We start from the raw sequence: 15,215 nt of genomic DNA, 5'->3' as shown, positions 1-15,215 counted from the left end.
TCGGCCTAAGATACGGTTCAGAGTCTGTCGGAAGACCGGGGAAACTTATCTACCAAACATGGTCCCAGCCATTAGGTGCGACACAGTTTTCCCCGGTTTCCACTTAATGAAATTCTACGATTTCCAAGATACAAGGTGCGAATTCAGCGCACAATCGGCCCAGCGGGCCGACCGATTCTCTTGGCGCTGACGCGCGAGGGATGCACGGAAATTTTTTTCAAACCGCGCCGGATGTCCCCTTCAAGGGGACAATGTGCGACTGAAGTCGTATCTACCAAACAGGGGGGCGTTGCCCCCCCTTACTTACCTTCAGATACTCAAGGAGACACATTCCCATTCTGAAGCTGGACTCACCCAATGTCGTCTGCATCCTCTTGTTGGCCATCTGCTTTGAATCCTTCGTGGAAAGTGACGGTGCCCTGCGGCGTATGCCCGTCGAAAGACAGAGCGAGAAAGACCTCCGGTGGAACACCTTCATGCACAAGTTCCGGGATGTTTGTGAACCCAAATTTTCTGTAGTAGCCCGGATGTCCCACGAGACAACATCCTTGAGCATTCATATCTCTCAGCCGTGCCAGACCTTCCCGTATCAGGGCTTTGCCGATCTCCTGCCGCTGGCACTCCGGCAACACCGAAACAGGTCCGAGTCCATACCAGTTCCGGGTGCCGTCCGAAATAGCCACGGGAGAGAATGCGATATGCCCTATTACTCGGCCATCCAATTCTGCGACCAGCGATACCGAGAGTACCTTCGCGGCACGTAGTGCCTCTATGATGAACTGCTCCGTGTGGCTGCTGATCTCCAAGGTTTTGAACGCTGCGGCAGTCACCTCGGCTATCGCGCCAACATCGGCATCCGTCTCGTTTCTGATAGCGATATTCGGACTCATGAATCTACTGTTCCTCTTTTTTCAAGGCCAACATTTATTTTTATCCGGTATTTCCCATATGGCCCCTGTGTAGCGCCCAACCAATAAACATGATCGTACGCAACCCGGCAAAAATAATCAAATCAGGCTCCCCAACGGGATATGCCGCCGATTTCCAAGCGCTCCGCGCCAATGTGCGAATGAATTCGCACCTACCGGGGGGCGGGGAGGGGCTGTAGCCGTCTCTTTTACTTCGCGGGGCGCGTTACAAGATAGATTTGATTATCCTCTCCCTCAATTCCCCGTAAATGCGCCATTCCAAACAAGAAACCAGAATCCGGTTCTTTTCCGGCAATTTACTTTATTTCATTTGTCCGGAAAGGGATATGGCGTTTTTAAAGTACTCAAAAAAAGTTCCCGCATCTTTTCTACATTCTTCCACATAGGATACAAGTTCCTTTTCGAGGGTGTTTAGCGAAAGCTTTAGTTGCAAACTGCCCTTCAGGTATTTCAAAATGGCGGTGCGCGTGGCAAGCTCCTCTTCGCCGATGATGAGCGCGAAGCGGGCGCCCGATTTGTCCGCTTTCCCCATCTGGTTCTTGAGGCTGGCCGGCTTGAACGCCTTTTCCACCGCGATCCCTTTTTGGCGCAGGCGGCCCGCGATGCGGAACGCCTCGTCCGCCGCCGCTTCCATGTAAACGATGAAGACATCGGGATGCCCCGGCGAAAATTCCAGCGGCGCGCCGATCGATTCCAGCAGCCGCTCCACGCCCAGCGCGAAGCCGATGGCCGGCACCGCGGGGCCGCCGCTGTTCCCTATGAGGTCGTCGTAGCGCCCGCCGCCCGCGATGGAGTTTTGCGAGCCGAGGCCTTCGGCGGTGACTTCGAACACCGTGCGGTTGTAGTAATCCAGCCCGCGCACCATGCGGGGGTTCAACTCATACGGAATCGCCAGCGCGTCCAGCCCCTTCTTCACGCGGGCGAAATGCGCTTCGCAATCGGGGCAGTGGTGTTTGTCGATGGCGGGCGCTTCGGTCATCACCTGCCGGCAGCCGTGGGCCTTGCAGTCGAACACGCGCAGCGGGTTGCGCCCGTAACGTCCCTGGCAGGTTTCGCAGAGCCGCTCTTTGCGGGCGGTCAAAAAATCGACCAGCGCGGCGCGGAACGGCGGGCGGCAGACATCGCACCCCAGACTGTTGAGGTAGAGGCGCGGCCCCTTGATGTTGATGCTCTGGATGAAGAGCCACAGAAGGTGGATCGCCTCCGCGTCCGCCTCCGGCTCGGCCGCCCCAAAAAGTTCCGCGCCGATCTGGTAAAACTGGCGGAACCGCCCGGCCTGCGGCCGCTCGCGGCGGAACATCGGGCCGAAGTAGTAGAGCTTGGTGATGGCTCCCGGCGGGTGGTACATCGAGTGTTCGATGAACGCGCGGACGCAGCTTGCCGTTCCCTCCGGGCGGAGGGTGAGGCTTTCGCCGCCGCGGTCCTCGAAGGTGTACATCTCCTTTTGGACGATGTCGGTTTCTTCCCCCACCCCTTTGACGAAGACCTCGGTCTTCTCAAATATCGGCAGGACGATCTCTTTAAAACCGAAGCGGGCGAACTGGGCGCGGGCGCGCCGCTCCACCTCGCGCCAAAGACCGGCATCGGCGGGGAGTATGTCCTTGACCCCCTTGACCGCCTTGACTGATTTATCCGCCATAGCTGGGCATATTACACCAGTTTTGGCCCCGTATCCGGCAGATATTGGGGAATTATGTCCCGGCCTTTCACCGTGGTATAATTATTGTCTATGCTTGATGAACAGGACGTTTCCGGACGTGATACGCCCCTGCGGAGCAAGCTCCGCCGCGGGATATTCATTCTCCCCTCGCTTATCACCACGCTCAGTTTTTTCAGCGGGTTCTACGCGCTGATCGCCTCGTTCAACGGGGAGTACTACCACGCGGCGGTCGCCATCATCCTCGCGGGGCTGTTCGATTTCCTCGACGGCAAGATCGCCCGCCTCACCAACACCGCCACCAACTTCGGCATGGAGTACGATTCGCTCGCCGACCTGATGTCGTTCGGCATAGCCCCCGGCTTCCTGGTCTACTCGTGGGCGTTGCAGCCGTATGGCCGCATCGGGTATATGGCGGCTTTCCTCTATGTCATTTGCGGCGCGCTCCGGCTGGCGCGGTTCAACACGCTGGCGCATTCCGGCCTGGGGCAGGGACGGTTCGTGGGGCTGCCGATACCGGGCGCGGCGCTGGTGATCGCCTCGATGATCGTCATGACCAAGGATTTCTTCCTGCTGGAAAAGCTGCCGCCGATGGTGCTGGTCGCCACGGTTTACGCGCTGGCGTTCCTGATGGTCAGCAACGTCCGTTATTTCAGCGCCAAGCAGATCGATTTCAGCCGGCGCCGTCCGTTCAGCATCCTCGTCTTCATGGTGCTCGTCATTTACATCCTGGCGGTGATGCCGGAACTGATGCTCTTTATCGTGGCGGTCGGCTACGCCGTGTCCGGTCCCCTGGAATGGGTCGTCGCCAAGCTGTTCCAGCGCGATTCGGCCGGCGCCGAAACGCCGCGCCACTTGCACAAATAACGCCGCGCCGCGGGGCGCCGTACCATCGCATACGCCAAGGGGGGCAGGTTGCCGGTGCTTGAACAGTTGCGCGCCTTCTGGCCCGCCGGGTTGCACGGCAGGCTTTTTCTGGCCGGCGGCGCCGTGCGCGACCATCTGCTGGGGGTTCCGCGCAACGACGCCGATATGGTGGCGCTGGTTTCCCCCGATGTCCTCACAAAGCTGGGATTCGTGCGCGTGGACGGCGTGAGCACCGAGCCGGTCTGGGCGCGGACGGTCGCCGGCGTGGGGCGGATGGAGGTGCGGCCCATCGACCCGGCCCTGCCGCTGGAGAAAGAACTGGCCCGGCGCGATTTTTCCATCAACGCCATCGCCATGCGGCTGGACGGCACGCTCATCGATCCGCTGGGGGGCGCGGCGGCGCTCCGGCAAAAACGGCTGACCGCCTGTTCGCCGCAAACGTTCACCGGCGATCCGGTACGGCTCTTCCGCGCCTTCCGGTTCGAATGCGCGGGATATGCGATGGACGAGGGGACGAAACGGCTCATTTTCGGCCACGAGTGGGAAGGGGCGCTGCGGCGCATCCCGGTGGAGCGGTTTTCCCGCGAGATGGAAAAAGCGTTTGGGCTGGAGAAGCCGCGGCTTTTTTTTACCGCGATGAGGGAGCACAACGTGGGGCGGGGCTATTTCCCCGAACTGTTCCGGATGGCCGCGGTGCCGGCCGGGCCGAAAGAGTATCACCCGGAAGGGGACATGCTCACCCATTCGCTGGAGGCGCTGGAACGGGCCGCCGCGCTTTCACCCGACCCGCTTGCCCGCTTCGGCGCGTTCATGCACGACATCGGCAAACTGCTGACCGATCCCGCGCAGTATCCCAGTCATCACAACCACGACAAGGCGGGCGCGCCGTTGGCGAAAAAAATCTGCGCCCGGCTGCGGCTTCCCGGCGATTGGGTGAAGACAGCGGTTGCCGCAAGCTATCTGCATCAAACCGCGGGGCTGTGGCCCGGATTGCGCGACACCACGAAGCTGAGGCTGGCCGAAAACGCCGCGCGGCAGGGGATGGAGCGGCGGCTGCCGGTGATCGTCCGGGCCGACCGGGGGAATTTCGACGACGCGCAGTGGGCGCACGCCGTGAACGCCGCCACCATGACGGTGAAAGACCTCGGCATAGACCCGCGCATTTTCGGGGAATGCCGCGACGACGACTGGTGCAAAAACGAATGTCCGCTGCACAAGCGCGGCAAGAAATGCCCGATGCCGGTCGCTGACCGCTCCTCTTTCCTCACCCAGCGCCGCGTGGAAAAGTACCGCCAGCTTGTTGGGCAATGAGCGGAGCCTTCGGCAGGGGGCTAAATATCCAGCGGCGGTTCCTCGATCTCCGGGCTTCCGTGCGGGCGGATGATGCCGGTTCCCATGAAGTGTCGCAGCGCCTTCGGCAGGCGGACGTTTCCCTCCGGCGTTTGATAGTTTTCCAGAATGGCGACCATCGTGCGGCCTATGGCGAGGCCGCTGCCGTTGAGGGTGTGTACGTACTCCGGCTTGGCCTTCGCGTCGCGCTTGAACTTGATGTTGGCGCGGCGGGCCTGAAAATCGGTGAAGTTGCTGCACGACGAGATTTCCACATAGCGGTTCATGCTCGGCAGCCAGACTTCGATGTCGTAGGTCTTCGCGGCGGAGAACCCCATGTCGCCGGTGCAGAGCGCGATCACGCGGTACGGCAGATCGAGCTTTTGTAAAATCATCTCCGCGTCGTTGGTCAGCGTTTCCAGTTCGGCCCAGCTATCCTCCGGCTTCGCCAGCTTCACGATCTCCACCTTGTTGAACTGGTGCTGGCGGATGATGCCCGCCGTAACCTTGCCGTACGTTCCCGCCTCGCGGCGGAAACAGGGGGTGTAGGCGCAGAATTTTTTGGTAAGCTCTTCCGCCGCCAAAATCTCGCCGGCGTGGATGTTCGTCACCGGCACTTCGGCGGTGGGGATGAGGTAGTGCTCTTCCCCTTCGATTTTAAAAAGGTCGTCGGCGAATTTCGGAAGCTGTCCGGTGCCGGTCATCGACTTCGCGTTCACGATGAACGGGGGGAGCACCTCTTCGTAGCCGTTGGCGGCGTGCTGGTTCAGCATGAACGACATCAGGCAGCGTTCCAGCTTCGCCCCCTGTCCGCGCAGCAGCGAAAAGCGCGCGCCGGTGATCTTGGCCGCACGCTTGAGGTCGAGGATGCCGAGCGCCTCGCCCAGTTCCTGGTGGTTCTTCGGGGTGAAGTCGAACACGCGCGGTGTGCCCCATTCGCGGACGACCACATTTTCCGTTTCGTCCTTGCCCAGCGGCACGGCGGCATCCGGGATGTTGGGGATGGCCAGCAGGGCGTTCTCCAACTCCGTCTCCACTGCGCGGAAAGCGGCCTCGCGCTCTTTTATTTCTTCGCCCACCCGCTTGCTCTCTTCCTTGGCGGGGCCGGGGTCTTTTTTATCGCGCACCATCTGGCCGATTTTGGCCGAGGCCTCGTTCTGCTTCGCGCGCAAGGCGTCCAGCTCTCCCTGCATGGCGACGCGCCGGTCTTCCAGCGCCACCACGGGGGCAAGGTCGAATTGCTGCCCGCGGCGGTTCAGCGCCGCCTCCGCCGCTTCGCGGTCTTTTTTTATCAGCTTAATGTCGAGCATCGGTTCTTGCGTCCTTACCGGTGTTTCTTTTGCATGCGCGCCAGCGTCGATTCTATCCGCTTTTTGATGAGCGCCTTGTTTTCGTATTTGTCTTCGATGTCGCGGTAGAGTTTAAGCGCCTGGCTGTAGTCTTCCTTGTCCTCCATGCAGACGCCGATGGAGAGCATGATGTCGTATTTGCGGGGGGTGTCCGGGTATTTGTCCAGGACTTTCTGGTACTGCTTGACGGCGTCTTCGCACTTGTTCGCGACGAAGAAGCAGTTGGCGATTTCGTATTCGGCTTCCGGCACGTATTTCGAGTTTGGATAAGTGTCGATGACGCGGCGGTATTCGGTCACGGCCTGGCGGTAGTCCTCTTTCAGGTAGTAATTGCGGCCGATGGCCATGATGTACTTTTCCGGCTCTTTCGCGCGGTTCGTCTCCAGGATGCGGCGGTACTGGTTCACCGCCTCGTCGTAGTTGCGCTGGGTGTTTTCATGGATGTGGGCCATGTGTTCGCGCGCCTGAATGGCCTTTTCGCCGCCGGGAAATTCGCTGATGACCTGGTTGAAATATTCCAGCGCGTTCTGCGGGTCGTGCAGGTTCAGCATGAATATCTCCCCCGCGCGCAGCAGGGCGGTTTCGGCTTGGGCGCTGCCGGGGGAGCGGTCCACCACGCGGAGGAACACGCGCACCGATTCGCGGTACTGGTTTTTGAGGTAGAGCGTCTGGGCTTCCTGCATCATCGCCTCGGTGCGCGACATGCACGCGGCGGCGGCCATCAGGCAGCAGGCAAGCAGAACGCGGCGAACCATCGGTTATTGCCGCTCCTCTTTTTCGTCTTTGTCCTCTTCTATGACGGCCAGCGATACGACGGTGGCGCCTTCTTCGGTGGAGAGTATCTTCACCCCCTGCGTGTTGCGGCCGATGACGGATATTTCGCTTACGCGGGTGCGGATGATCTGGCCGTCCAGCGTGATGAGCATGATCTCGTCGGTTTCGTTCACCGCCTTGAAGCTGACCGTTTTGCCGTTGCGCTCGGAGGTGATGATGTTGATCACCCCTTTGCCGCCGCGCCCCTGCACGGGATAATCGCTGATGTGCGTGCGTTTGCCGAAGCCGTGTTCGGTGACGGTGAGGATGACGGAGTCCTTGTTCACCACTTCCATCCCCACCACGTAGTCGTCTTTTTCCAGGTTGATGCCGCGCACGCCGGCGGTGCGGCGCCCCATCGCGCGCGCGTCCGCCTCGTGGAAGCAGATCGCCTTCCCCCGCGCGGTGGCGATGAAGATGTTGTCGTCCCCGCCGCTCATCCCCACGCCGGCCAGTTCGTCCCCTTCGCCCAGCACGATGGCGATGATCCCCTTGGTGTGGATGTTGGCGTACTCTTTCAGGTCGGTTTTCTTCACGGTGCCGTGCCGCGTGGTCAGCACCAGATGTTTGCCCTCGTCGTCAAAGTCTTTTATGGAGAAGACGGCGGTCACTTTTTCGTCGGCGGTGATGCCGAGGAAGTTCACCAGCGATTTGCCCCGCGCCACGCGGCTGGCCTGCGGAATCTCCCACACCTTGACGCGGTAGACCTTGCCGGTGGAGGTGAAAATGACGAGGTAGGTGTGGGTGTTCGCGATGAACACGCGCACCACCACGTCCTCGTCCTTCACGTCCATCCCCTTCACCCCCTTGCCGCCGCGGCGCTGGGCGCGGTACACATCCAGCGGCACGCGCTTGATGTAGCCCCCTTGCGTGAGGATGACCACCACGTCTTCGCGCGCGATGAGGTCTTCGTCCTGCATGTCGGATTCGGATTCCTCTATCTCGGTGCGGCGCTTGTCGCCGTATTTCTTCACGATCTCGTCCATCTCTTCCTTGATGATGCGGTATTTCTCCTCTTCGTGGTCGCGGATGAAGATGAGGCGCTCGATGTCCTTGCGGACCTCCGCCAGTTCGTCGAGTATCTTCTGGCGCTCCAGCCCGGTGAGGCGCTGCAGGCGCATTTCGAGGATGGCCTTGGCCTGCACGTCGGAAAGGGCGAAGCGTTGTATCAGTCCCGCCTGCGCTTCGGCGGGGGAGGCGCTTTTGCGGATGAGCGCCACCACCTCGTCGATGTTGTCCACCGCCGTTTTAAGCCCTTCCAGCAGGTGTTCGCGGGCCTTCGCCTTGTCCAGGTCGTGCAGCGTGCGGCGGGTGATGACCACGCGGCGGTGCTCGATGAAGTGGGTGAGCATCTCCTTGAGGTTCAGCAGCCGCGGCTGGCGGTTCACCAGCGCGATCATGATGACGCCGAAGGTTTCCTGCAGTTGGGTGTGCTTGTACAACTGGTTGAGCACGATGTTCGGCACGGCGTCGCGCTTGAGCTCGATGACCACGCGGATGCCGGTGCGGTCCGATTCGTCGCGCAGGTCGGATATGCCCGTGACGCGCTTGTCGCGCACCAGTTCGGCTATTTTTTCCAGCGTGCGGGCCTTGTTCACCTGATAGGGGAACTCGGTGACGATGATGTTTTCCTGGTCGCCCCGCTTGTTGGTCTCGAATTCCACGCGGGCGCGGATGCTGATGTGCCCCTTGCCGGCGCGGTAGGCGCTGTGGATGCCGCCGCGTCCCTGTATGATGCCGGCGGTGGGGAAATCCGGCCCCGGCACGATGGCTATGAGGTCGTCAATGGAGCAGCCGGGGTTGTCGATGAGGTGTTTCACGGCGGCGCAGACCTCGCCGAGGTTGTGCGGCGGCACGTTGGTGGTCATGCCGACGGCGATGCCGGAACTGCCGTTCACCAGCAGGTTCGGGAAGCGGCAGGGGAGCACCGACGGCTCCCGCATCGAGCTGTCGTAGTTCGGCGTGAAATCGACGGTGTCTTTTTCCAGATCCGCCACCATTTCGTCGGTGAGGCGGTGCATCCGCACTTCGGTATAGCGCATCGCGGCGGCGGCGTCGCCGTCTATGCTGCCGAAGTTGCCCTGCCCGTCCACCAGCGGGTAGCGCATGGAAAAATCCTGCGCCAGCCGGACGATGGTGTCGTACACGGCGGTGTCGCCGTGCGGATGGTATTTGCCGATAACATCGCCGACGATGCGAGCCGATTTTTTATACGCCTTGCCGTAACTGTTCCCCATTTCGTGCATGGCGAAAAGCGAGCGGCGGTGCACCGGCTTGAGGCCGTCGCGCACATCCGGCAGGGCGCGCCCCACGATCACGCTCATGGCGTAATCGAGGTACGAAGACTTCATTTCGTCTTCGATGTTTATCGGGATTTGACGGAGATTTTCCTGTTCCATGAACTGCAAATTATATCAGACGGTCAAAAGGTTGAAACATAAATATACGGGCTTTTTTTGCATTTTAACACATTGAATATCCGCGCGTTGGAGCGTATAATCCGCCAATGCGCTTTAAAAACCGGTTTCCCGCCGCCATGGGGCTTTTTATGGCCTTTTTGATCCTGCCGGATGGGGCGTCCGCGGCCCGCGAAAAGGTGCCGTCGGCCCTTCAAATGGGGGGATCGATCATCCTGCCGAAGGGGAACACCGAGCTTGGTTTCGGCGGCGACATCATCCAGCGGCAGGATGGCGACACATGGTACGCCGCTCCGGCCATTTATTTTCGCCACGGCCTGACGGACAGTTTGGAGCTGATACCGCTGGGAGTGCGCTGGCGGGTGGTTAACCTGCCGGCGAGGGGGTATCAGGCGGCTTTAAAAGCGCGGCTGGCCGGCGCGAACGACAACAGCGCCGGGCGCCAGTTCACCAGTTGGGAGGCGGCCGCCGAAGGGAAGCTTCGATTGGACGACGAGATGTCGGTTACATATTATGTGGGGAATTACCGTTCCGAGTATTCAGGCGGCTATGCCAACGCATTCGAGGTATCCGGCGGGATAATGCTTTCGTTCGGCCCGCCGGCCGCGCTGGAGGTGGTTTACGGACACCAGTGGCAAGAGGGGCTGGGGCGGCCGGACAACGACGCCATCGGGGTGACGCTGACGGGCAACCCGGAGCCGGGAACGCAGGTATATATCGCCACCACCAGCAACCTCCTCACGCGCAACGATTCCTTCCGCTTTTACCACATCGGGAACATCAACCAGGTTTACTCCCTCGGCGTGAAGTGGGTGTTTTAGGCGTTATCCGCCCTGCCCTGATTGTCCAAGTCGTTTAACAACTGGGAAATATCATCATTGCGGGGAAATGGGATACGACAGAGCTTAGACGGTTTGCATTTGCGCTTTCAAGGCGTCGTGCAAGGCATCGGGCGCCAAGTCCGCTCCATTGGGCCAGCAGATGACCCCGAATTCATCCACTGCCGCCTTTTGGAAAAACACGGCATCTTTCAATGGCTCAAAGATTGGGCCGAACAGACGGTCTTTCAGCGGGACGATGCCTTGAACTCCGTCCGAAAAGGCAACTTCCAGACGGTATCCGTCCAGCGCTTTTACCGAAACAACTTTTTCCATCTACATCATTCCAACGGTGCGATAGGGTTAAGGGGCCGATGTTCTTCGGCCAGTTTCCAATCCGTTATCAATTCCTGACGATGATATGATGCCCATTCCAGCGTAAGAGCCAATGCGCGGCGGGGCAACTCACCCTCCTTCAACTGAAGCGTCTTTATTTCAATAACGGCGGCATGACCGCCATAATATGCATGAAAATGGGGCGATGCGTGGTCATCGTAATACATTCGTATGGTAATTCCGAAAAACTCGCTTATTGTCGGCAATGCATCTCCTTCAGGTTCAACTAAATTGTACAAAAGCATTAAGCGCATTGCAAACAACCGGCATAATCGGGAGCGGTCTTGATTGAAGGAAGGGGGCCGGAAAAATGAGACATGATTTTTTCAACAATACCGGTTTTTCATGCTAGTTTTAAAGGGTATGCAGTGCCCCAAATGCCGCAAAGAGATCGCCGATACGGCGGTGGAATGTCCGCATTGCCACATTCAGGTGCGGATGTATTTGAAGAAGCTGAAGCAGAAGGCGGAGGATGCCAAAAAAGCGGCCGCCGCCCCCCCGCCGGAGGATAAAAAAGGGTTTTTGAACCCGGTCATCATCATTATCATTATTGTGGCGGCGGTCTTCGGCTACTATCATTTTGCCGCCAAGGGCAAGAAGGCGGAGGTTCAACAGCCGTCCGGCGCGGCACCGGCTCCCGCCGCCGCGCCGGTGGAGAAACTGCCGGTGCTTGAGGATGTACAGCCCGCCGAGGAGAGACCCGAAAGCGCCATCAGCGGGCAGGAAGCGGTGGGGAAAGTGGATAAAATAATCGAGCGGACATCGCCGTACATCATTGGTCACCCGAAACCGCCCTCGCGGCAGGATTGAGCCGCATCACGCGGTCGAGGGGTATGAGAAACAGGTTTTTCCGCGGAACGGCGTGGCGGGGCTTCATCGCAAGAAATCCTCCAGATTTTAGGGAGTCATTGCCGGCTCCGCGCGTATTTTTACACCGCACAAACGCTATTTTCACCGTTTATTTACAGGGGTTTTATCATTAAATGGGATATGGGAATCGAATTCGATGCCGCAATGGCGGGCGGTGTTACTGACGCACCCCGGTTTTAATCTTTGCCTTTGAGATAATAACATTATCCTGATTAATGATGGATGCCTTGATTTCCATTTGCTTGAATGCTTCGTTGAGATAGGTTATTTCGCCCCTGACTGTGAGCGATTCGCCGAGGAACACCGGCTTTTGGAACGAGACATCCACCCCGTGCAACAATGCAAATCTGCCGGGAAGGTACATTCCAACCAATGTGGAATAGTAGGCAGCCACCAACATGCCGTAGACAACATTATCTTTAAAGCCAGCCTCGCGGGCAAAAACCGGATCGATGTGGAGGGGGTTTTCGTCACCAGACATGCGACGGAAAGCGGCCATGTTTTCATGGGTGATGCCAACCATGAATTCCGCGCCCATGCCCACCGATAAATCCGCAAACCGGTAATCATTCACAAGCCAGTCAACTTTCGGTGTATGAGGTCAAGCATGCCCCCCACGTCCTTCAGAGTCTCCAGTTCGCCCAAGGCGAATTTTATTCCAAATTCCTTTTCGATGGAGACGACGAGGTTTATATGGTTAAGCGAGTCCCATTCCTCCAAATCGTTGGCCGATGTGGAGCGTTGGATGACGAGGCCGGGCTGGTCAAATATTTCCCTAAAGACATCCTGGGTTTTTTCAAAAATCTGTTTATTAGTCATGGGTTACCTTTATCAGCGTGTTTTTTGCATTATATCCTTCAGTCAAATCGAATTGCCACACCGCATTCACCGGTGAACCGCTATCGACAGGTTGAAAGCCGATGGATTGGTAGAATCCCGCCACCAAGCGGTTACGGGCGGTGGGCGTATAGTATCCCCACAATGTCTTTATCCCTTTTCCGATGGCATGGTGGATAAGGACATCCAACATGGCCTGCTCTAAAGCGCGGTTCAGGACGCGGCAACTCATCAGCCACAGGTCAATGTGAAGACCGTTATCTTTGATCGATCCGATCAACACGGACACCAGGCCGTTATCGCCGAAAACATCCGTGAGCCGGGCCTGCAGGCAGATGTGGCCTTTATCCGACATCACTTCGTTTAGTTTGCTTGTGGAATATTTTTGGCCGGTCAAATTGAACTGGTTGGTTTTATGCACCAGTTGGTGAATGCGCTCCAATGCATTTTTCCTGAAATGGGTAATCTCCGCTTTCATTGCGAGGGAGGCAAGGTAATCCTCATAGGAGGTAAATTTTTGGCGATGATCTTCCCGTTCGGCATTTTTCAGGTAGTAAGAGGAACGGTGAAGATCGTCCTCGTGCAGGGAGGCTGGTTCAAAGTAGCCTTCCCTGTCAATGAACCTGATGTAGCGGGTTGCATCCGCTCCTATATCCGGCACGGCGATGCCTGAAATCTGAGCTTCCACCAAAGCGCGTTCAGCGGGGTTGTCATCAATAAAAACCATCATTTCAGGACTGATGTTGATTTCACGCGAAATTTCCATGATATTTCCGTCTTTTGGCGCGAAATTGGCCCTGACCGCCGAATAATTTTCCGGCCTCAGCACGTTGCCCGGATGCTTTAGGCCCTCGGCGGCAATTGCGGGATCGTTTTTAGACGCAATGGTCAGCAAAACGCCCCGCGCATTAAGGTCGCCCAAGTACAGTTGAAAGGCCGTATGCGCTTCGCCCAAAGGAGTATCAGGCCCGATACGTATATGCTCGGCGCCATCGTCGCCAACCTCCCCTCCCCACAGCGTATTATCCAGATCCAACACAGCCGCCCGGCGGCTTCTGCCATACAGGGCCTTGATCATATTTGAAAGGTTGTGGGCAATGTGCGGGATCGCTTCATAACACATGGCGTATTTGTATGTGTGCCAGAAGGTTTTGTCGTGCCATTTTTCCAGCCCAAAACACGCGGAAAGGTAATTCAGGTCGTGAATGTAAAACCGGTCTTTTTCAGAAGCGTATGTGGCGAACTCCATATTGAGTCGGCTGACGAAATTGACTTTTCCGCGATAGTCGGCAAAATCAAGGTTTCCGTATATGCGGTGGGAAGGAAGTTCAAAATTGTTTTGAATCACAGTGGCTCCGTATGTGGAGCGCAACGCCTCCCATAAAGTTACGAAATGTCCCATCTGCTCGCGCAATTTCCCATCGGCCGCTTCCCGGCTGTCATGTATCCCGGGGAAAGAGGTGATATTCATTTTGGTGGTATGCACATAGATTATATCCGGAGCGAATTCCGACAGCCGCGGGTTGGGAAATGCGCCTTCCTCGTAGAATTTGTTGTAGGCGGATTCGTAGAACGATGCATGGATGCCGAACTTCAAAAGGAACAAATCCAGGATATCCTTTATTTCCGCCGTAGTGGAGCCGCCCAGGATGGCGATCTTAACCGGTAGCGGCTGGAAGTAAGAGGGAGAAGCGGCGGATGCTTCCTCGATGATGCGCCTTCGAATCTCTTTTTTCTTTTTAAGAATGACAAACGGGTCGAAAGGGTAATTGAGCAGCCGCCTCACCGTTTCTTTCCTTTGCCCGCCCATTGCTCATCTAACGATAAAGGCGCCTAATCTCGGAACCGGCTCATCCTTGCGCGGCGAATAGGCGGCGTCCTCGAAGTAGGTGTCGATGGAAAATCCCGCGGCGTGCAGCTGCGCGATAACTTCTTCGCAATTATTGTACAGGTAAATGTGGTCTTCATTAGGCGCCGTGATGGCGGCGGTAACGAATCCCGAACCGCCGTTCTGAAGCATTTTTCTTAGCGTCTTAAGGAACGTAAGCGGATCTTCCAGGTGCTCGAGAACTTCAACGCAGAGCAGGAATGGCCACTGCTCTCCGGGCGTATCGGCCACGATGTCGCGCTTATGCGGCGTCCACCGCCCCGAAAACCCGGCGGCGGCCATCATCCGTGCGGCAAAGTCCAGCGAGTGAGGACTGATATCGAAACCATCCCCCATCGCATGGGGCGCTTCCGACAGGAGAAAATGGCTGTAAAAGCCGGTTCCCACCCCCACATCGCAGAAACGGATGTTTCCCGCATTTTGTACGCGGGGCAGAAACTCTTTGCGGAAAAAGCGTGACTGCCGGTAATGGTGGGGCCAAAGAAAGTGGCTTATGAGAATGCCCGGCAGGTAAAGGCCATTCATGTATTCCGCATTATCATAAACCGCCGCGCGGGCGGTATCGTACGAGGTAAATTGATATGTCCGGTCTTTTTCAAACTGTTTTTGCAGGCGCATTGCATCAAGCGAAAATTTTAGGTAGCCGCTGGCGGCGTTCCTCAAGCTCTCCCCGTTACCGCTGAACATTGTTTGCAGCATTGCTTCAAATTCCGCGCGCCACGCTTCACCGAACGCATCATGTCCCCGGGAAACTATTTTGCTCATATAAGGGGCCATTGCCTGAAGACTTCTCTCAAAAGTCGCTACGCTATCTTCTGTTTGCATGGTTTCAGTCTCTTTTAAAAAATGTAAACGTTGAAAATTATACATGACTTCTTATTCGCCAACAACCCGGAGCCTTTCACCCTGTTGCGAGCACATTAACCGTCCGGTGTAGGAGCACATTACCTGTCCGGTTATATAAAACGTCCATGGAGGCGTTTTATGAGAAAGACGATGTTCGGGCAGGAGGTGTTACTCATGCGATTTCAAGAAGCGCATAGCG

General features: G+C 57.5%; 15 protein-coding genes. 4 read left to right on the top strand and 11 right to left on the bottom strand.

Going from position 1 to position 15,215, the window contains the following annotated elements:
- Positions 1-350: 350 nt before the first annotated feature.
- Positions 351-890, bottom strand: a complete 540-nt coding sequence (locus tag HZA03_04910; protein ID MBI5637293.1) for an N-acetyltransferase — start codon at positions 888-890, stop codon at positions 351-353.
- Between the two features lie 340 nt (positions 891-1,230).
- Positions 1,231-2,568, bottom strand: a complete 1,338-nt coding sequence (locus HZA03_04905) for a histidine--tRNA ligase (protein ID MBI5637292.1) — start codon at positions 2,566-2,568, stop codon at positions 1,231-1,233.
- A 90-nt stretch (positions 2,569-2,658) separates the two neighbouring features.
- On the opposite strand from HZA03_04905, the gene pssA reads away from it, so the two are divergent.
- Both pssA and HZA03_04895 read left to right on the top strand, forming a co-directional pair.
- A complete protein-coding gene (gene pssA, locus HZA03_04900; GenBank protein ID MBI5637291.1) occupies positions 2,659-3,453 on the top strand; it encodes a CDP-diacylglycerol--serine O-phosphatidyltransferase in 795 nt (264 codons plus the stop codon).
- Positions 3,454-3,507: 54 nt separating this feature from the next.
- Entirely contained in the window at positions 3,508-4,764 is a 1,257-nt protein-coding gene (locus tag HZA03_04895) for an HD domain-containing protein (protein MBI5637290.1), read from the top strand.
- Between the two features lie 20 nt (positions 4,765-4,784).
- On the opposite strand, the gene serS is transcribed toward HZA03_04895, so the two are convergent.
- Genes serS through gyrA form a run of 3 tightly spaced genes read right to left on the bottom strand, consistent with a single transcriptional unit; the run spans position 4,785 to position 9,343 of the window.
- Entirely contained in the window at positions 4,785-6,092 is a 1,308-nt protein-coding gene (gene serS, locus HZA03_04890) for a serine--tRNA ligase (GenBank protein MBI5637289.1), read from the bottom strand.
- A gap of 14 nt (positions 6,093-6,106) precedes the next feature.
- Entirely contained in the window at positions 6,107-6,886 is a 780-nt protein-coding gene (locus HZA03_04885; GenBank protein ID MBI5637288.1) for a tetratricopeptide repeat protein, read from the bottom strand.
- A 3-nt stretch (positions 6,887-6,889) separates the two neighbouring features.
- Positions 6,890-9,343 carry a DNA gyrase subunit A gene (gene gyrA / locus HZA03_04880; GenBank protein MBI5637287.1) on the bottom strand — a complete coding sequence of 818 codons (2,454 nt, stop codon included), beginning with the start codon at positions 9,341-9,343 and terminating at the stop codon, positions 6,890-6,892.
- Positions 9,344-9,450: 107 nt separating this feature from the next.
- On the opposite strand from gyrA, the gene HZA03_04875 reads away from it, so the two are divergent.
- On the top strand, positions 9,451-10,182 hold the full coding sequence (locus tag HZA03_04875; protein MBI5637286.1) for a hypothetical protein: 732 nt from the start codon (positions 9,451-9,453) through the stop codon (positions 10,180-10,182).
- An 84-nt stretch (positions 10,183-10,266) separates the two neighbouring features.
- Here HZA03_04875 and HZA03_04870 read toward each other — a convergent pair whose 3' ends face one another.
- Both HZA03_04870 and HZA03_04865 read right to left on the bottom strand, forming a co-directional pair.
- On the bottom strand, positions 10,267-10,515 hold the full coding sequence (locus HZA03_04870; protein MBI5637285.1) for a DUF2442 domain-containing protein: 249 nt from the start codon (positions 10,513-10,515) through the stop codon (positions 10,267-10,269).
- Positions 10,516-10,520: 5 nt separating this feature from the next.
- Positions 10,521-10,781, bottom strand: coding sequence for a DUF4160 domain-containing protein (locus HZA03_04865; GenBank protein ID MBI5637284.1), 261 nt, complete (start codon positions 10,779-10,781; stop codon positions 10,521-10,523).
- A 139-nt stretch (positions 10,782-10,920) separates the two neighbouring features.
- On the opposite strand from HZA03_04865, the gene HZA03_04860 reads away from it, so the two are divergent.
- Positions 10,921-11,385: a zinc ribbon domain-containing protein gene (locus HZA03_04860; protein ID MBI5637283.1), complete on the top strand. Its 465-nt coding sequence runs from the start codon at positions 10,921-10,923 to the stop codon at positions 11,383-11,385.
- Between the two features lie 217 nt (positions 11,386-11,602).
- Here HZA03_04860 and HZA03_04855 read toward each other — a convergent pair whose 3' ends face one another.
- Genes HZA03_04855 through HZA03_04840 form a run of 4 tightly spaced genes read right to left on the bottom strand, consistent with a single transcriptional unit; the run spans position 11,603 to position 14,935 of the window.
- Positions 11,603-11,983: a dehydratase gene (locus tag HZA03_04855; GenBank protein MBI5637282.1), complete on the bottom strand. Its 381-nt coding sequence runs from the start codon at positions 11,981-11,983 to the stop codon at positions 11,603-11,605.
- A 32-nt stretch (positions 11,984-12,015) separates the two neighbouring features.
- Complete coding sequence (locus HZA03_04850; protein MBI5637281.1) at positions 12,016-12,264, bottom strand: acyl carrier protein; 249 nt, start codon at positions 12,262-12,264, stop codon at positions 12,016-12,018.
- Positions 12,257-14,068, bottom strand: coding sequence for an HAD-IIIC family phosphatase (locus tag HZA03_04845; GenBank protein ID MBI5637280.1), 1,812 nt, complete (start codon positions 14,066-14,068; stop codon positions 12,257-12,259). Before HZA03_04845 ends, HZA03_04850 begins: the two co-directional genes overlap by 8 nt.
- 27 nt (positions 14,069-14,095) lie before the next feature.
- The gene (locus HZA03_04840; GenBank protein MBI5637279.1) at positions 14,096-14,935 is read right to left on the bottom strand and encodes a class I SAM-dependent methyltransferase; all 840 of its coding nucleotides are present in this window, start codon (positions 14,933-14,935) and stop codon (positions 14,096-14,098) included.
- Positions 14,936-15,215: the final 280 nt, after the last annotated feature.

This window comes from Nitrospinota bacterium (assembly GCA_016217735.1).
In the GTDB taxonomy this organism is placed as follows: domain Bacteria; phylum Nitrospinota_A; class UBA7883; order JACRGQ01; family JACRGQ01; genus JACRGQ01.
The sequence above is the reverse complement of the archived record's forward strand: the minus strand, read 5'-3'. Positions and strand labels throughout refer to the sequence as shown.